Below are 16,376 nucleotides of genomic sequence, written 5' to 3'. Positions count from 1 at the left end.
AGAACGAATTTTTTACATTTCCATGGTGAAAGCCCCAATTCAGAGCGGGTAGGGACATGTGGTGTAGAAGCTAATGGCTATCATTGGCTGTCAAGGGCTCGTTTTAGCCGCCGCCGCTGCGGTTTTTTCCTCAACTAACTTATACGCCACGTAGTACTTGCAGATGTTGCCGACGTAATCCACGGTCTCCCGCCCCACGACCTGCGCGGCCGCTTGTTCTACATTAGCGAACCAGACGTTTTTGTCCGGGCTGGACTTTTCTGCCAGTGCGCGGAACTTGCGCAGGTTGCCAGGCCCGGCGTTGTAGGCGGCGAACGTCATCAGGGTCTTGTTCATCTCATTCAATTGCGGATCGTTCAGGTACTTGTCGGCGAGCAGTCGCATGTATTTGCTGCCGGCCTCGATGTTCTTGTCGGCACTCTTGTCGATACCGGTGATGGCCACGGTTGGATCCTTGGCGGTTTTTGGCAGCAATTGCATGACGCCTACTGCCCCTCGGGGGCTGTGGGCCTTCTGGTCGAGTTGCGATTCCTGAAAGCCTTGGGCCATCAGCATCAGGTGATCGAAACCGTAGGTGGCGGCGTGGCGGTTGAAGATTTCCACCATCTCCTGGAATTTCTTCATTTCCTCTTCGGAGGTGGCGTTCAGTACTCGCTTGCTGCTGTTGGTGACGTATTTGTTACGCAGGCTGTTGCCAAATGCCGTGCCGACCTTGTGGGTGTTGACGAAGTCAGCCAATTGGCTTTTCAGCTGCGGGCTGTCCTTGCGAATCGCCCAGGCAAACTCAGAGTTGTCATGCACGACAATCTCTTCGTGAATCTTCATGTCGGTGTACAGCGGCGCCCAGATTTTTGCGATGTATCGGTCTACCACCGTGGCCTTGAGCAATCCGGCATTGACCATTTGCAGCAGGTCTTCGGACTCCAGGTTTTCGTCGGCGGCTTTCAGGTCAATGGGCGCCAGGCCCTGTTCCTTGAACGAGGCGTTCAATGCCTGCAGGTGCTCGTAGTAACTGCTGGACGCGCGCACGGTAATTTCCAGGCCGGACAGATCTTCGAGTTTTTCCACGGATTTGCCGCCCGGTGCGGTGACCAGGATTTCCGGGATGTTCACTGCGAACGGGTCTGAAAAATCCACATCCTTGAGACGGGCTTCGGTCACGGTGAGGCCGCCGGCGGCAATATCGCCAACGCCTTTGATCAGCTTTGGCATCAACTCGTTGCGGGCGGTGGGGATGAACATGACCCGCCATTGCATGGACTTTTTCGAGTACGGCTGGGTCTTGTTCAGCCAGGCTTCCAGGCCCTTGCCCAGTTCATACGTCAGCCCTCGCTCGCGCCCGCGATCCAGTTCGAAAAAGGTCTTGCTGTAAGGCACCAGCACCCGGATCAGCCGGCGCTCACGCATGCCTTCGAAGTCTCCGGTCCAGTCGGGCAGGACCGGCAACACCAGCTTTTGCACTTCGGCTTCTTCGGCCGGGGTCAGTTCGACGGCGGGTAATTGCGGTTGCTTCTGTGCCAGCGCCGTATTGATCCAGAACAGCATCAGCAGCAGGGTAAATGTGCGACAGCTACTCCACAGGTTGTTCATGTTCACTCACCGACAGGGCAGGGAGATCGAGGGCACCTTGAAGTATGGCTAATGGCGGGTCATTCACGCCGTATAAAGGTTCTGAAGCGAAAATTTTCCTGCCGGTCGTGTGCCGACCTGATCTGAAATGCACGGGTAGCCCTGTAGGAGCGAGCACGCTCGCGAAAAACGCCGAGACACCGCTGGCATTCAGGCAGCAGGCGTTATCGTTGTCCTCCATCGCGAGCAAGCTTGCTCCTACAGGGTGTACGCCCCTCGAGGGGGCGAGTGGAGCTCACGCCTGTTGTGTTTTTGATTCCCCGAAGACCGGCCGGAAGAAACTGCGTTCATAACTGAGGATGCAGCGGGTTTCTTCTGCGTATTTGAACGCGGCGATGCACGCCGGGTCGTTCATCGACTGTTGCCGGTAAGTTTCGTACGCCGCGAGGCTGGGGAAGGTGAACATCGCCAGGGCGATGTTGTTGGCGCCTTCGGATGGCAAAAAGTAACCGTGATGCTGACCGCCGAATTTTTCCACGAGGGGAATCCACAGCTTGCCATAGTGCTCGAACGCTTCGAGCTTGTAGGGGTCGAGTACGTATTTGAGGTAGCAGGTGACCATCTGGTTTCTCTCTGACAGGGTGAGTGCTGACTGCGAAAAGTTTCGATACTACAACGTTCTTGCGTGCAGAAGAGCATTTGGATAGTTGAGTGACCGACCCGTTAAATGCTGTATTCATCAGCAACGAGACGGTTAATCGAGAAAGCGCGCAGTCGTGCGCAACAGCACTGAGGAGTCAATGAGGTGAAAGTATTTGGCAATGCAGGGATGAATAATGTTACAGCCTCGACCTCCAGCTTTGACGAGAATAAATTGAATGCGGATGACCGTTTTGATCTAAACCGAATTCAACAGTCCCTCCATTTTGATCCTTATCCAGAGCCGTTGCCTGAGCGTCTAAGTGTTGACGATCTTCAACGGGTTGCCAGCTATGTTAATTACACTTATCTGCATTACTCGGCGAATTGTGTTCTGCTATCGGCGTGTGCTCATTACAACCTGGAATATAAAGCCAACATCCTTCGGTCCGAGAACCTTTCATCACCCTACACAGGGCTGAATCCTGAAGTGGTTGATGAGGTGGTCTTTGGTGTTTCGTTAAGAAGTTCATTTCGTTACCTGTCGCTTGAGGACGTCGAGAGGGAGGTCCTCAGACGATATGAAATCAACGGGGATCAGTCTTGTATCGTCAGTGCAGAGGGATACGTCGTGCCCTTAGTAGGAGAGATTTCACATGACTTTAATGCTGTTGTTCTATTGAACAGTGAAAATAGGCCGATAGTTCACTATGTAGACGCATGGAAAACTTCAAATACGACGCCCAGTCGGGAAGAGTTGAAGTCTCATTATTCTCCATCAACGTTCTTTACCGTGCGTTCTCTCGGAGAGTCAGGCCGCCCAACCGGAAGGTGACAGTGACCTGGCGGCGCTGAGCAACTACCGCTAATCACCTAAGACCCTGTCCCTTCCTCGTCGGCCCTGCCGGATCTGTGTAGGAGCTGCCGAAGGCTGCGATCTTTTGATCTCGTTTTTGAAAGGCAAAAGCAAAAGATCGCAGCCTTCGGCAGCTCCTACAGAGGGGTTATCGTGGCCTTTCGGCGCGGGCGAATTCGATAAAGGCCTTGAGTGTCGCCGGCACATGGCGACGGCTCGGGTAGTAGAGGTGCAGTCCGGGGTAATAGGGGCACCATTCACCGAGCACTTGTATCAGGCTGCCGTCGGCCAGCTGGGCCTTGACCATGTCTTCGAAGACGTAGGCGAGGCCCACCCCCTGCAGCGCCGGGCCGACCATCAGGCTCACGTCGCCCAGGGTCAACGGGCCGTCGACCTCGATTTCCTCGGCGATGCCGCCACGTTCGAATTCCCAGCGATACAGCGTGCCGCTGGGGAAGCGATGGCGGATGCAGGGCAAGCCATGCAGATCTTCGGGCTTTTGTGGAATCGGGTGCTGCTTGAAGAAGTCTGGCGAGCCGACCACCACCGAGCGCAAATACGAACCGATTGGCAGCGACACCATGTCCGCCTCCAACCGCGCCCCGAAACGCACGCCGGCATCGAACCCGGCCGCGACCACATCCACCAGACCATCGTCGGCCACGATCTCCAGTTTCACGTCCGGGTAAGCCTCCAGAAAACGTCCGGCCAGCGGCAGCAGCACCAGCTCCGCGGCCTGGCGACCGGCCGTGATGCGCAGGTTGCCCGAAGGTTTGTCGCGAAAGCTGTTGAGGTCTTCCAGGGCGTCGTCGATGTCGCGAAAGGCCGGTTTCAAACGCCCATACAGGCGCTCACCCGCGGCGGTCAGCCCCACGCTGCGAGTGGTGCGGTTGAACAGCCGCACGCCGAGCCGGTTTTCCAGGGTACATACCGCATGGCTCAGCGCCGAAGGTGTCACGCCAAGCTCGACCGCCGCCCGACTGAAATTCAGGTGGCTGGCCACGCACAGGAAGATCGACAGATCAGCCGCCGAAGGTGATTTCATCTGTGAATGCCTTTCACAAAGCCATGCAAAATTGTTGGGATTATCACATCAGTAGTGGAGTTCTAAAGTGGCGTCAACTCATCAAGAAGGCCCGGCAATTACGCTCGGGTCGCTGACAGGAGGAGTTGATATGCGTACTTGGCTCATTACTGGCGCTTCCCGTGGTTTTGGCACGCTGATCGCAGAGCACGCACTGCGTGCCGGCGACGCGGTGATTGCCACGGCTCGTAAACCTGAAGATGTCATCGCCAAGCTGGGCGATCATCCCAAACTCCTGGCGGTGCGCCTGGACGTCACCCGCGAAGACGAAGCCCATCAGGCGGTCGCAGAAGGTATCAAGCGTTTCGGTCGCATCGATGTGCTGATCAACAATGCCGGCTTCGGGGTGTTGGGGGCGGTGGAAGAAACCAGTGCCAGCGAGACCGAGCGACTGTTCGCCACCAACGTCTTCGGCGTGCTCAACGTGACCCGCGCGGTGCTGCCACACATGCGTCGCCAGCACAGTGGGCATGTGATCAACATTTCGTCCATTGGCGGCTACCAGGCTTACATGGGCTGGGGTGTCTACGGTTCCACCAAATTTGCAGTGGAAGGCATCACCGAGGCGCTGCATCAGGAACTGGCGCCACTGGGTATTCACGCCACGGTGGTGGAGCCGGGCTTCTTCCGCACCGACTTCCTTGACGAGCAATCGCTGGTGAAGACCGCGCTGCAATTGCCCGATTACGACGAGACGGTGGGGGCGATGCGTAAATTCGCCGAGTCCGCCAACCATGCCCAACCCGGTGATCCTGTGAAATTCGCCGAAGCCATGCTGGCCCTGGTCAACGCGCCGAAACCGCCACAACGCCTGGCATTGGGTAGCGACACTGTCGCGCGTATCGAAGCGAAAAACCGCTTTGTCGCCGAGGAACTGGTCCAGTGGAACGAGTTGGCGTTGTCCACCGACTTCAAGGACTGAAACGGTGCCCGACACATAAACCCGTAGGGGCGAAACTTGCTCGCGAAGGCGGCGGATCAATCGACATTGATGTTGGCTGATACTGCGCCTTCGCGAGCAAGCTTCGCTCCTACAGCAATCGTGGACTCGTACAATAACCACAGCCGCGAAAAAAATCCGGGGTCCTGTATCAGGCTCCGGATTTTTTGTTTTCTGCGCCAGCTCAATTGCCATTCAGCACTTAAGGGAACGCTCATTTTTCCAGAATGAGTGCGGGTTTGTTCTGATCCTTCAACAGGAAAACGACGAACTTGGCCGGTTGGGTCTGGCTCGCATTGCGGCCCACGGTGTGGATGTCATTGGGGTCTTCGTGGAAGGTTTGCCCGGGCATCAATGTGACTTCCTTGCCACCCTTGACCCCCATGACGATAGAGCCTTCGAGCACATAGACCATGGCATGGGCTTCGTGCCGATGCACCGGATCGGCACCTCCTGGTGGGTATTCGACGGTCAGCACCAGCATTTCCTTGCCGGGGTAATCGGGCAGTGCCGTTTTCGACACTTCCTTGACGACTGGGTGAGGCGCGTCGGCAGCCAGGGTCGGCGCGGTGGTGGTGAACGACAGGGCAAACAAGGCGAGCAGAATGGGAATTCGCATGGGACGCTCCTGATGAGGTTGGGGATGGGTGTCAGGCGCTGACACTCTTGAGCCATTGATCGAAGTGGATCTTGCCGATGATGGGATTGGCGCCCGGGGTCAGTGACTGGTCGTTGATCATCGCACCGTAGTAGCCGGCGCTATCGTCGGTGATCACTTTGCGCGGATCGCCGGTGTGTTGCAGGTAGGTTTTGGCGAATGACACCAAGGGTTGCTTGTCGGGACCGGCCACTTCCACGGTCTGGCCGGTGGGTGGCGCCACGGCAATTTTCGCCAGTGCAGCAGCCACATCCGCCGAGGCTACTGGCTGCAGGGCCGCGGAGGTCAGGCGAGCGGTGTCGCCCTGCATGCTGAATTGGACAATGGCGCCGATGAACTCGAAAAACTGCGTGGCACGCAGGATCGTGTAGGGCACCCCGGAATTCTTGATCAGTTCCTCCTGGGCCATTTTGGCGCGGAAGTAGCCGCTTTCGAGCATCCGTTCGGTGCCTACCACCGACAGCGCGACATGGTGTTTGACTCCGGCAGCCTTCTGGGCGGCGGCAAGGTTGCGCCCGGATTGTTCGAAGAATTCGAGCACGGCGGCGTCTTCGAACGAAGGTGAGTTTGAGAGGTCGACCACCACCTCGGCGCCTTGAAGGGCAATCTGCAATCCTTCCCCGGTGACGGCGTTGACCCCCAATTTCGGCGAAGCCGGAAGGACGTCATGTCCGCTGTCACGCAGTAGTTTGCAGAGTTGGGTTCCGATCAGGCCTGTACCGCCGATAACGACGATTTTCATGATTGTCCTTCCTTCTGTGGGTGTGCCGTGTGCCCGGTCGATCAGGCGCATTGAAAGGCTAGTCTAGGCGGTCATTGGCCAGACGCCGCCGTGGTGGATGGACGGCAGGCCTGCATATCGCACATCCGAAAAGCTTCGGAAAAGAGGTGAAGTCATGCTCAAATGGCCGCCATTTTTTGCTGTGGGCAATGCCTGATCCGGAGCTGTCAAATGAACAAAGCGGCCGTCATGTCTCTGGTCCTGAGCCTGTGTGCAGGGCTTTTCACCGCGCAGGCAAGCGCCCAGGGCGATGCCGAGGCGGGCGGGAAACTGTTCAAGCGGGTCTGCGGCGGCTGTCATCAGATCGGGGAGGGGGCGCGGGCATTCTTCGGTCCGCAACTCAACGCAATCGTCGGGCGTACTGCCGGCAGCACCACGGACTATCAATACTCCGATGCCATGAAAAACTCGGGCATCGTTTGGACGCGGGAAAAACTGGCGGCGTACATCGAGGAGCCGAAGTCAGTGGTGTCGGGGACGCGGATGATTTTCTGGGGGATCAGCGATCAGGAAAAGATCGATGATTTGCTGGCGTATCTGCAGTCTTTTCAGGCGCCATAAACAAGACGCAAGATCAAAAGATCGCAGCCTGCGGCAGCTCCTACAGGTCGTCGCAATATGCGAGTGAACACCCTTCCCTGTAGGAGCTGCCGAAGGCTGCGATCTTTTGCTGTCTAGGGACGCAATGTCGCGCAGTGATCCTGCGCCGGCTGAGCCGCCGTGTACCACACGTAATCGGCGTTTTCGGCGGTTACCGTCCTGTCTGCTTCGGCCAGGATAAGCACCGCATTACCTTCACCAGCACCCAAGTCCTTCAGGTGCAGCGGTACACCCAGGTCCTTGCGCACATGGAACGCCCCGGCCAGCAATACGGCGGGTGTGGGTGCCGCCAGCAGACGCTCGGCCATGCGCCGGTCTCGCTGCTGCTGCACGGCGAGCATCGCCGGCATCTGGGCTTCTGGCAGCAAACCGCAATGGGATTCGCGGATGTCGTCCAACAGTGTCGCTTGGACCTGTTGGGTGGTGGATGCTTGGCCCTTGAGCACCGGGCGCTGTTTGTAGATCTGCATGATCTGCGCCCGATCCAGGTTGGCCGAGAGCAGCGGGTAAGGCTGGCGCAGGGCGTAGGTGACCAGTGCGCCATACACACCCCAATCCCAGTTGGCTTGCCAGGACAGCGCCTGGTACGGATCGGCCGGCGGTTGACCTGCACGGGTGGCGGCCTGCGCCGCATCGACTTTGGCCTGTTGATCGGGGTTGAGCATTTCCATCAGCAGGCTGCCTTGCGGACGTTGTTTGGCCAGCTCGCGCAGCAGCCACAGTTGCAGGGCATGGTGATCGGGGTTGTCGTGTTGTTCGCCCACCAATACCCGAGGCGCCACGGCCAGGCGCTCGACCAGTTCTTGTGGTGTCAGGGTGCGTCCGGTGGCGAGTTCGCGGATCACGCCCAGATCGGCATGATCCAAACCTTCTGGAGCAATCGCTGCCGGAGGTGGCGAAACGTAGTGGGATTGGCAGGCAGCCAACAGGCTGAACAGGCACAGCAGCAGAATGCGCATCGGTTTTCCTTATTAGAAGATGGCCCCCTCGCGGGTAAAGATAGAAGGGGGCAAGTATCAGCGCGCAATAATCAACGGGTGACCACGTTCCGGGTGTTGGTGAATCAGCACTTGCAACCCATACACCGCTTCCAGCGCTTCGGCGGTCAGGACTTCTTCAGGCGTGCCATAGGCGTGGGGGCGACCGTCCTGCAACAGCAGCAAGTGATCGCAATAACGCGCCGCCAGGTTGAGGTCGTGCAGGATCACCAGCACCGCCGCGCCGCGCCCGGCGAAATCGCGCACTGCTTGCAAAATGGTGTGCTGGTGCAGCGGGTCGAGCATCGAGGTCGGCTCGTCGAGCAGCAGGGTCTGCCCCTCGGCACCCGGCCACAATTGAGCGAGTACCCGCGCCAGGTGCACACGCTGGCGCTCGCCGCCGGACAGCGCCAGGTAGCTGCGCCCCGCCAAGTGCAGGGCATCGGCGGCACGCAAGGCATCGGCGACGATTTGAGCGTCGCGGGCGCGACCCGTGGCGTAGGGCAGGCGCCCCATGCCTACCACCTCATTGACCGAAAAAGCGAAGTTCAAACTCGAACTCTGGGGCAGTACCGCCAGGCGTTTGGCCCGTTCCTGACCGGGCCAGTCGGCGAGTGCGCGGTCGTCGAGACTGACCGTGCCTTGGCTGGCTGGCAGCTCATCGCACAAGGCTGCCAGCAGGGTACTTTTGCCGGCGCCGTTAGGCCCCAACACCCCGAGGACTTGTCCCGCCTGTAACTGGATATCGATGTCCGCCAGCACCGTGCGCGTACCGCGCCGAACCAGCAAGTTATTGGCTCGCAGCATCAGGTGCGCCCCCGTACCAGCAGATAAAGGAAGAAGGGTGCACCGATGAGCGCGGTGACGATACCGATCGGCAACTCGGCGGGTGCCAACAGCAGGCGGGCGACCAGATCGGCCAGCAACAACAGGCTGGCGCCGGCCAGCAGGGACGCCGGCAGCAACACCCGGTGATCCGGCCCCACCAGCAGCCGCATCAGGTGCGGCACCACCAGACCGATAAAGCCGATCAGACCTGCGGCCGCCACGGCGGCACCGACACCCAGCGCCGTGCACAACACCAGCTCAAGCTTGATCCGCTCGACATTGAAACCCAGGTGCCGCGCTTCGGACTCACCCAGCAGCATGGCATTGAGCGCCGCCGCACGACGGGGCAACCACAACGCCACGCCCACCGCGACGATCAACAGCGGCCACAGACGCGGGTAACTGGCGCCGTTGAGGCTGCCCAGGTTCCAGAACGTCAAGGTCCGCAGCGTGGCGTCATCGGCCAGGTAGGTGAACAGCCCGACGCCGGCACCGGCCATGGCCGTCATCGCCACGCCCGCCAGCAGCATGGTGGCGACGTTGGTCTGGCCATTGCTGCGACCGAAGCGATACACCACCGCCGTGACGATCAGGCCGCCGGCAAAGGCGCACACCGACAGTAGATAAGGCTCAATGGCCGGCGGCAATCCCCCGAATAGGCTGCCGCCGACGATGGCGATGGCGGCCCCCAATGCTGCGCCCCCGGACACGCCGACCAGCCCCGGATCGGCCAGCGGGTTGCGAAACAACCCCTGCATGGCCACGCCGGACAGCGCCAGCACCGAGCCGACCGCGATGCCCAGCAGGCTGCGCGGCAGACGGATCTGACCGAGGATCAGCTCGGCCTGTTGCGTGTCGCTGCCATCAACCGGCAGCCCGAACAGGCGCAGCCCCGCCAGCAAGGTATCGCCCAGTGGCAAGCTGACCGGCCCGAGGGCCAGGGACAACCAGAACACCAGCACCAGCAACAGGCCCAGGGTAATCAGCATCGGCCGTGGCCGGACGATGGCCGTCATTGATCGATCCCGGCAATCTGCGCCGACGGATAGAACGCCTTCGACAGGGTGGCCAGCGCATCGGGAATACGCGGACCCAGGCCACCGACCAGCAGCGTGGGGTCGATCACCAGCACCCGACCTTCGCGACCGGCCCGGGTCTGCGCCAGGATCGGATTTTGCTCCAGCAACGCAGCGCGTGCGGCGTCCCCTTCAAGACGGCTGCCGGCGAAGATGATCACCTGTGGGTCCAGGGCCAGCATCGCCTCGTTGGATACCGGCTTGTAGCCGTTGTGGTCGGTGAGGTTCAGCCCACCGGCCTGAGTGATCATCCAGGCTGCGAGGGTGTCCTTGCCAGCGGCTTGCAGATTGCCGCCGGCATGGCTGAGCAGCATCAACACCCGAGGCGCGCTGCTTTGCTGCTGCGCCTGCTTGACCCACGCGGCCTGAGTTTCCAGGCGCTGCTGATAACCGGCCATCAACGCCTGTGCCTCAGTCGGCTTGCCGAGCAGTTGCCCGAGTTCGGTCAGGTTGTGTTGCAGCGACGGCACATCTGGCTTGGCCGACAGCAACTCGATGCGCACGCCGGCCGCCTTGAGTTGGGCCAGCACCGGTGGCGGGCCCATTTCGGCGCTGCCGACCAGGATGTCCGGCTTCAACGCCAGAATGCCTTCGGCCGCCAGCGCGCGCTGGTAGCCAATGCCCGGCAGGCTGTGCAGCGAACGGGGGTACTGGCTGGTGCTGTCGACCCCCACCAGTTTGCTTTCGCCACCCAGGGCAACTACCCATTCGCTGAACGCGCCACCGGCACTGACCCAGCGCTGGGGCAGGTCATCGGCCACGGCCATCTGGCTCAGGAGCACGCAGGCCGAGGCCAGCAGTGATTTGATTCGCATCGCAAGACTTCCTTAGTCGATCAGAACGGTGGCGGTTTCGGCCAGGGCACACCAGTCGTCACGCTCCGGGATGCCCGGCTTGCGCACGCCGAACAGCTGGATGACCCATTTACCGTCGGCATCGAAACCTTCGTAGCGGGTGATGATGCCATCGACGCTCGGCTTGCGCACACGCCATACACGGCCACGCCCTGGCGATGCTGCCCATCACGGTCACCTGCTGATCAACCGGCAGCTCGAAACCCAGGGCTACGGCGTGCTCGACCTCAATGCCAGCCTGTTCAACGTGACGGATCAAAAGATCGCAGCCTGCGGCAACTCCTACAAAAATTCGTACACCCTCACCCTGTAGGAGCTGTCGAGTGAAACGAGGCTGCGATCGGCGGCGAAGCCGTCGTGAAATCAGTCAGCGTGGTGTGTCAGGAAAAAAGTGCATGCCGGGTTTACGACGGCTTCGCCGCCGATCGCAGCCTCGTTTCACTCGACAGCTCCTACAGGTCCAGTAGGTTCGGCAGGTCGTACAGGTCTTGCGGTTTCTTAATGCAGCCGTTGATCCTGTGGGCTCTCTGAGCGCAGCGATGCCAGGAACTCCCGATACAGCCGGGCCGAGCCGGCGGGTGCTTCGACCATGGGCATGTGGCCGATGCCTTCCCAGATTTCCACCCGCAGATCGGCCATGCCCTTGCTCCAGATGGCAACGCTGCTGACGTCGATCAAGCGATCCTTGCGCCCCCACAGCAACAGCGCCGGGGCCTTGATGGATGGAAGTTTCGGCTCCATCGGCGGGCTGGCGCGAAAATCGCGGAAGATTTCTTCCAGTTCGTCTCGTGACTGTATATAGCGATGGGCAATGGCATCGAGCACCACTTTGGGTACCCACGGTGGGTCGGCCATGGTCATGGCGTAGAAGTGCTTGAATTCTTCCCGCGAGTCGATCAGGAACGGGTTGTGGCCGTGGGACAGATGACGCTCCAGGTCGCTGGGCTCGGGGGAAGCCACGCCCGCCGGGTCAATCAGGGCGACCGAGACAATGCGTTCGGGGTAGTGGGCCGCCAGCCAGGCGGCGATATAGCCGCCCATCGAGTTGCCGATCACATGGACCTTCTCGACCCCGCAGACATCCAGCATCTGGATCATGCGCTTGGCTTGCAGCGCGATGTCATAACCGCCACCGGCCTTGAAGCCGGTTTCGCCGTGGCCTGCAATGTCGGGGATGATCACCCGGTAATTGCCGACAAAGTACCGGGCAAAGCGCAGCCAGATATTTTTGTCGGCACTGAAGCCGTGCAGCATCAACACATTGCTCGATGCCTCGTACGGCCCGCCCTGCCAGGTCGAGACGGTCATTTCGCTGATGGGCACCACAAGCTTGTGCAGCTTGTATAACCTGGCCTCGGCGGCCACGCTCAAGTCATACAGCCAGTACCCGATGGCTGGGTAGCTCAACCAGCTCCAGGCCGCGAAAACCGCGATAGCGACAACCAGTAAAAGCATCAGGCGTCTTCCTTCTAACGATTCAGGACAATATGTGATCGGCCGGTTTCAGGGCTCGGGTCAAGCGGTGAAAGCTGAAACTGAACCCGGGAAACATGGCAATCACATGACCGCTCTTGCTTTGATACCAACTGTGGCAGCCTCCGGACTTCCACACCGTGCGTTCCATTTCTCTATGGATCATTTCAGTGTAGGTACGTTCTGCCTCGTGGCGAACTTCAATACTGCGCAAACCCTGTGCTTTTAGCGTGCGAATGCAGTCGAGGATGTAGTTCATCTGCGATTCGATGATGAACAGGGCCGATGTGTGGCCAATGCCGGTGTTGGGGCCGGTGACGATGAACAGGTTGGGAAAGTCCGGCAGGCTGGTGCCGAGGTAGGCGCGGGGGTACTCGGCCCAGACGTTTCGCAGTTGCGTGCCGTTCCTGCCCGTGACCGGGTAGGAAATCACCCCGTCGGTGGCGTCATAGCCGGTGGACCAGACGATCAGGTCCAGGTCGATGTGCTGGCCGTCTTGCATCAGGATGCCGGTTTCGTCGATCTCGGCAACGCCCTGTTCGCGGCTGTGCAGCGTCACGTTGCTGCGGGCCAGCGTCGGATAGAGCGTGCTGGACAGAATCACCCGTTTGCAGCCGATGGTGTAGTCCGGCGTCAGTTTTCGTCGCAGTTCCGCGTCCGGTACCTGGCGCTTGAGGAAGCGCAGGGCCTGATGCTGGACCATACGCACCGCCGGCTTCGAGTATTTGAAGGCAATCACCCGGGTTTCAAATTGCCAGTAGATCATCCAGCGCAACAGCTTGTAGGCCGGTTTGAGACCCAGCAGCCAACGCTGGAAGCGGCCAAAGGTGCGGTCGGCCCGGGGTAGGACCCAATGTGGGGTGCGTTGGAACACATGCAGATGGCTGACATCCGGGGCAATCGCCGGAATCACCTGGGCCGCGCTGGCGCCGCTGCCGACGATGGCCACGCGTTTTTTTCGGTAGTCGTAGGAATGATCCCAGTTGTTGGTGTGAAAGGTCTTGCCCCGGAAGCGCTCCTGGCCGTTGAAGTGCGGCACCACCGGCTGACTCAAGGGGCCGGTGGCATTGATCAGGAACTGCGCATGGAATATGCCCTTGGTGGTATGTACGGCCCAGCGTTTACTGGCATCGTCCCACGCCACGCGTTCGACATTGGCCTGCAGTTCGACCCGGTCGCGCAGGCCGAAGTGCTCCACTACATGGCGGGTGTAGCGATGCAGTTCGGCTTGTTCGGCGAACATCTGTGTCCAGCGATAAGGGGCAAAGGACAGTGAATAGAGCGGCGAGGGCACGTCGACGGCCGCGCCGGGATAGGTGTTCTGGCACCAGGTGCCTCCGAAGAAGTCCCGCCGTTCCAGCAGACGAAAATCGGTAATGCCGGCCTTGAGTAAGTTGACCGCTGCGCACTGGCCACCAAAACCGCTGCCGATGATCAACACTTGAAAGGTCTGCATGGGGTTCCTGTTTATCGTTGTTTATCGATCCCTTCTTTCATGTATAGCCGTTCCTGTGCGGATTTTGCTTCTGCTTCGGGTAGGAGCGAGGCTTGCCCGCGAAGAACGATCACGCGTTTTATCTGATGTACCGCGTTATCGTTCTTCGCGGGCAAGCCTCGCTCCTACGAATAGCCCATTAGCCCATTAGCCCATTAGCCCATTTGCCCGATGGCGCAATAGCCAGGTATTCAGGCCGCTGACCGGTGATGGCTATTTGGCGGCACCCTGATAGACTCCGAGCACACCTGCAATCCCGGTGTCATCAGGTTCCGTTCAGCGGTACAGAGGTCCCCATGGGAAACACGGGAGGAAAAGGACTTTCACTGGCCAGGAGGCTCTACACGTCGCGCGCCGTCGGACTGGTCTTGGGTTTGCTGTGCGTGAGTGTGGCGATGTACCCGCTGAACCCGGCGCCCTGGGTCTGGGGGTTGATGCTGTTCAACGGCTTGCTCTGGCCGCATCTGGCCTATCAATGGGCACGACGATCGAATACGCCTTATCACGCTGAACACCGGAATTTGCTGGTCGATGCTTTCATGGGCGGCTTCTGGGTCGTCGCCATGCACTTCAATCCACTGCCCAGCGCGACCACGATTGCCATGATGGCGATGAACAACGTGGCCATCGGCGGTTTGCGTTTTCTGCTGGTGGGTACTGTCGCGCAGATGCTCGGCATTGGTGTCGGATGGCTGGTATTCACCCCGGTTTTCGTGCCTGAAACCAGTCAGCTTCAGCTGTATGCCTGCTTGCCGCTGATGTGTTTTTATCCGCTGGTGCTGGGGCTGATCTGCTTTCGGCAAGCCCATACCCTGGGGCGGCAAAAGCGTGAGTTGCTGGCCTTGAGCCGGACCGACAGTCTGACGGGTCTACTTAATCACGGCGCCTGGAAGGATCAGCTGGAAGTCGAATTCCAACGCTGCCAGCGCCAGCAGCAGGGTGGGGCGATTGCTCTGATTGATATCGATCATTTCAAGAGCATCAATGACACCTATGGTCATGTCGCCGGTGACATCGTGTTGCGGCAATTGAGCAAGACGCTCAGGCAGAATCTGCGGGCGGCCGATATCGCCGGGCGTTATGGCGGTGATGAGTTTTGTGTGATTCTTCCGGACTTGCCCCTCGACAGTGCTGCTTCTGTCATGGAGGCCTTGCGTGATCGTTTTGCCACTTTGGGGTATGAGCAGAGCCCGGCATTGAAGGTTAGCTTGAGCATTGGTTTGGCGGCGTTCAATTGGACTCATGCCGATGCGACGCTGTGGCTCAATGATGCGGATCAGGCGTTGTATGAGGCCAAGACTGGCGGGCGCAATCGGGTTATTTGTTGTGGTAATGAGTGGCCGCATCAAGAATTGCTCGATCCGGTCTGACGTCCACCGCCTCTCGCTGTAGGAGCAAGGCTTGCCCGCGATGGCGGCCTGACCGCCGACCTGTTTTTTGCGGATGTACTCCGATCAAACTGTAGGAGCTGGCTTGCCAGCGATGGCGGCCTGACAACCAACCTGTTTTTTGCGGGTGTACTCCGATCATCTGTAGGAGCTGGCTTGCCAGCGATGGCGGCCTGACAGCCGATCTGTTTTTTGCGGGTGTACTCCGATCAAACTGTAGGAGCAAGGCTTGCCCGCGATGGCGGCCTGACAACCGACCTGTTTTTTGCGGGTGTACTCCGATCAACTGTGGGAGCTGGCTTGCTAGCGAAGGCGGCCTGATAGCCGACCTGTTTTTTGCGGGTGTACTCCGATCATCTGTGGGAGCTGGCTTGCTAGCGAAGGCGGCCTGACAACCGACCTGTTTTTTGCGGGTGTACTCCGATCATCTGTGGGAGCTGGCTTGCTAGCGAAGGCGGCCTGATAGCCGACCTGTTTTTTGTTGGATGAGTACATATCCGTTGCCGCGGTAACGGCGGCTGGCGGTTTCGCCCTTACGGCGAGTCCCTTTTTCAAACGCCAAAAAGGAACCAAAAGGCTTCGCCCCGGCGTACGGCCCCTCGCTAAAGCTCGGGGTGCCTTCGCTCCGGCATTCATCCGGGGGCATCGCCCTCCGGTTGGCTTCGCTGGCACCTACATGCGATGGGTTCGACTGCGTCGAACGGCGCTGCGCGCCAGTCCCCGGATGAACGCCTCCACTCAGCCTGCCGAAGGGGCGGGTGGATCAAGATCAAGAGCCAGAGCCAGAGCCAGAGCCAGAGCCAAAACGAAAGCCAAAGCCAAAGCGAAAGCCTTGGCCTCGATAGCGCCAGTCGCGGTTACCGAAAAATGGGTGTACGCCCCTCCCTGCAGGAGCAAGGCTTGCCCGCGATGGCGGCCTGATAGCCGACCTGTTTTTTGCGGGTGTACTCCGATCATCTGTAGGAGCTGGCTTGCTAGCGAAGGCGGCCTGGCAGCCGACCTGTTTTTTGCGGGTGTACTCCGATCATCTGTGGGAGCTGGCTTGCTAGCGAAGGCGGCCTGATAGCCGACCTGTTTTTTGTTGGATGAGTACATATCCGTTGCTGCGGTAACGGCTGCTTATGGTTTCGCCCTTACGGCGAGTCCCTTTTTCAAACG

16 protein-coding genes and 1 pseudogene are annotated in these 16,376 nt (G+C 59.6%); 5 read left to right on the top strand and 12 right to left on the bottom strand.

Features of this window, described 5'->3' with window-relative positions; all coding sequences use genetic code 11:
• Positions 1-90: 90 nt before the first annotated feature.
• Complete coding sequence (locus ABTV22_RS18790; RefSeq protein ID WP_433735998.1) at positions 91-1,590, bottom strand: transglycosylase SLT domain-containing protein; 1,500 nt, start codon at positions 1,588-1,590, stop codon at positions 91-93.
• A gap of 274 nt (positions 1,591-1,864) precedes the next feature.
• Complete coding sequence (locus tag ABTV22_RS18785; RefSeq protein ID WP_433735997.1) at positions 1,865-2,191, bottom strand: NIPSNAP family protein; 327 nt, start codon at positions 2,189-2,191, stop codon at positions 1,865-1,867.
• Positions 2,192-2,374: 183 nt separating this feature from the next.
• On the opposite strand from ABTV22_RS18785, the gene ABTV22_RS18780 reads away from it, so the two are divergent.
• Complete coding sequence (locus ABTV22_RS18780) at positions 2,375-3,043, top strand: T3SS effector cysteine hydrolase SpvD family protein (protein WP_433735996.1); 669 nt, start codon at positions 2,375-2,377, stop codon at positions 3,041-3,043.
• 169 nt (positions 3,044-3,212) lie between these two features.
• On the opposite strand, the gene ABTV22_RS18775 is transcribed toward ABTV22_RS18780, so the two are convergent.
• The gene (locus ABTV22_RS18775) at positions 3,213-4,109 is read right to left on the bottom strand and encodes a LysR family transcriptional regulator (protein WP_433735995.1); all 897 of its coding nucleotides are present in this window, start codon (positions 4,107-4,109) and stop codon (positions 3,213-3,215) included.
• Between the two features lie 130 nt (positions 4,110-4,239).
• Between ABTV22_RS18775 and ABTV22_RS18770 the strand changes: the two genes are divergently transcribed.
• The gene (locus ABTV22_RS18770) at positions 4,240-5,070 is read left to right on the top strand and encodes an oxidoreductase (protein ID WP_433735994.1); all 831 of its coding nucleotides are present in this window, start codon (positions 4,240-4,242) and stop codon (positions 5,068-5,070) included.
• A 232-nt stretch (positions 5,071-5,302) separates the two neighbouring features.
• Here ABTV22_RS18770 and ABTV22_RS18765 read toward each other — a convergent pair whose 3' ends face one another.
• Together ABTV22_RS18765 and ABTV22_RS18760 are read right to left on the bottom strand one after the other, a co-directional pair.
• Positions 5,303-5,707 carry a cupin domain-containing protein gene (locus tag ABTV22_RS18765; protein ID WP_433735993.1) on the bottom strand — a complete coding sequence of 135 codons (405 nt, stop codon included), beginning with the start codon at positions 5,705-5,707 and terminating at the stop codon, positions 5,303-5,305.
• Positions 5,708-5,738: 31 nt separating this feature from the next.
• Entirely contained in the window at positions 5,739-6,488 is a 750-nt protein-coding gene (locus tag ABTV22_RS18760; RefSeq protein WP_433735992.1) for an SDR family oxidoreductase, read from the bottom strand.
• 210 nt (positions 6,489-6,698) lie between these two features.
• On the opposite strand from ABTV22_RS18760, the gene ABTV22_RS18755 reads away from it, so the two are divergent.
• On the top strand, positions 6,699-7,088 hold the full coding sequence (locus ABTV22_RS18755; RefSeq protein WP_433735991.1) for a c-type cytochrome: 390 nt from the start codon (positions 6,699-6,701) through the stop codon (positions 7,086-7,088).
• 113 nt (positions 7,089-7,201) lie between these two features.
• Here the strand turns inward: ABTV22_RS18755 and ABTV22_RS18750 are convergent, their stop codons facing one another.
• The 5 genes and pseudogenes from ABTV22_RS18750 to ABTV22_RS18730 all read right to left on the bottom strand — a co-directional run.
• Positions 7,202-8,086, bottom strand: coding sequence for a ChaN family lipoprotein (locus ABTV22_RS18750; RefSeq protein WP_433735990.1), 885 nt, complete (start codon positions 8,084-8,086; stop codon positions 7,202-7,204).
• 57 nt (positions 8,087-8,143) lie between these two features.
• A complete protein-coding gene (locus tag ABTV22_RS18745) occupies positions 8,144-8,911 on the bottom strand; it encodes a heme ABC transporter ATP-binding protein (RefSeq protein ID WP_433735989.1) in 768 nt (255 codons plus the stop codon).
• Complete coding sequence (locus ABTV22_RS18740; RefSeq protein WP_433741446.1) at positions 8,911-9,894, bottom strand: FecCD family ABC transporter permease; 984 nt, start codon at positions 9,892-9,894, stop codon at positions 8,911-8,913. Before ABTV22_RS18740 ends, ABTV22_RS18745 begins: the two co-directional genes overlap by 1 nt.
• A gap of 50 nt (positions 9,895-9,944) precedes the next feature.
• Positions 9,945-10,823 (bottom strand): heme/hemin ABC transporter substrate-binding protein, encoded by an 879-nt coding sequence (locus ABTV22_RS18735; RefSeq protein WP_433735988.1) that lies wholly within the window; start codon positions 10,821-10,823, stop codon positions 9,945-9,947.
• Between the two features lie 12 nt (positions 10,824-10,835).
• Positions 10,836-11,015, bottom strand: a pseudogene (locus tag ABTV22_RS18730) (hemin-degrading factor); the annotation flags it as partial.
• Between ABTV22_RS18730 and ABTV22_RS18725 the strand changes: the two are divergent.
• Positions 10,987-11,175 (top strand): hypothetical protein, encoded by a 189-nt coding sequence (locus tag ABTV22_RS18725; protein ID WP_433735987.1) that lies wholly within the window; start codon positions 10,987-10,989, stop codon positions 11,173-11,175. The pseudogene ABTV22_RS18730 and the gene ABTV22_RS18725 overlap by 29 nt on opposite strands.
• Before the next feature lie 185 nt (positions 11,176-11,360).
• On the opposite strand, the gene ABTV22_RS18720 is transcribed toward ABTV22_RS18725, so the two are convergent.
• Entirely contained in the window at positions 11,361-12,317 is a 957-nt protein-coding gene (locus tag ABTV22_RS18720; RefSeq protein WP_433735986.1) for an alpha/beta fold hydrolase, read from the bottom strand.
• Positions 12,318-12,339: 22 nt separating this feature from the next.
• On the bottom strand, positions 12,340-13,791 hold the full coding sequence (locus ABTV22_RS18715) for a flavin-containing monooxygenase (RefSeq protein WP_433735985.1): 1,452 nt from the start codon (positions 13,789-13,791) through the stop codon (positions 12,340-12,342).
• Between the two features lie 335 nt (positions 13,792-14,126).
• Here ABTV22_RS18715 and ABTV22_RS18710 point away from each other — a divergent pair, with 335 nt between their 5' ends.
• Positions 14,127-15,200: a diguanylate cyclase gene (locus ABTV22_RS18710; protein ID WP_433735984.1), complete on the top strand. Its 1,074-nt coding sequence runs from the start codon at positions 14,127-14,129 to the stop codon at positions 15,198-15,200.
• The last annotated feature ends 1,176 nt before the right edge of the window (positions 15,201-16,376 follow it).

This window comes from Pseudomonas putida (assembly GCF_050990305.1).
GTDB lineage: Bacteria > Pseudomonadota > Gammaproteobacteria > Pseudomonadales > Pseudomonadaceae > Aquipseudomonas > Aquipseudomonas putida_AH.
The sequence above is the reverse complement of the archived record's forward strand: the minus strand, read 5'-3'. Positions and strand labels throughout refer to the sequence as shown.

Coding starts and splice junctions, on each gene's coding strand:
- ABTV22_RS18790 (WP_433735998.1), bottom strand. CDS start 1,590: ATGAACAACCTGTGGAGTAGCTGTCGCACATTTACCCTGCTGCTGATG.
- ABTV22_RS18785 (WP_433735997.1), bottom strand. CDS start 2,191: ATGGTCACCTGCTACCTCAAATACGTACTCGACCCCTACAAGCTCGAA.
- ABTV22_RS18775 (WP_433735995.1), bottom strand. CDS start 4,109: ATGAAATCACCTTCGGCGGCTGATCTGTCGATCTTCCTGTGCGTGGCC.
- ABTV22_RS18770 (WP_433735994.1), top strand. CDS start 4,240: ATGCGTACTTGGCTCATTACTGGCGCTTCCCGTGGTTTTGGCACGCTG.
- ABTV22_RS18765 (WP_433735993.1), bottom strand. CDS start 5,707: ATGCGAATTCCCATTCTGCTCGCCTTGTTTGCCCTGTCGTTCACCACC.
- ABTV22_RS18760 (WP_433735992.1), bottom strand. CDS start 6,488: ATGAAAATCGTCGTTATCGGCGGTACAGGCCTGATCGGAACCCAACTC.
- ABTV22_RS18755 (WP_433735991.1), top strand. CDS start 6,699: ATGAACAAAGCGGCCGTCATGTCTCTGGTCCTGAGCCTGTGTGCAGGG.
- ABTV22_RS18750 (WP_433735990.1), bottom strand. CDS start 8,086: ATGCGCATTCTGCTGCTGTGCCTGTTCAGCCTGTTGGCTGCCTGCCAA.
- ABTV22_RS18745 (WP_433735989.1), bottom strand. CDS start 8,911: ATGCTGCGAGCCAATAACTTGCTGGTTCGGCGCGGTACGCGCACGGTG.
- ABTV22_RS18735 (WP_433735988.1), bottom strand. CDS start 10,823: ATGCGAATCAAATCACTGCTGGCCTCGGCCTGCGTGCTCCTGAGCCAG.
- ABTV22_RS18720 (WP_433735986.1), bottom strand. CDS start 12,317: ATGCTTTTACTGGTTGTCGCTATCGCGGTTTTCGCGGCCTGGAGCTGG.
- ABTV22_RS18715 (WP_433735985.1), bottom strand. CDS start 13,791: ATGCAGACCTTTCAAGTGTTGATCATCGGCAGCGGTTTTGGTGGCCAG.
- ABTV22_RS18710 (WP_433735984.1), top strand. CDS start 14,127: ATGGGAAACACGGGAGGAAAAGGACTTTCACTGGCCAGGAGGCTCTAC.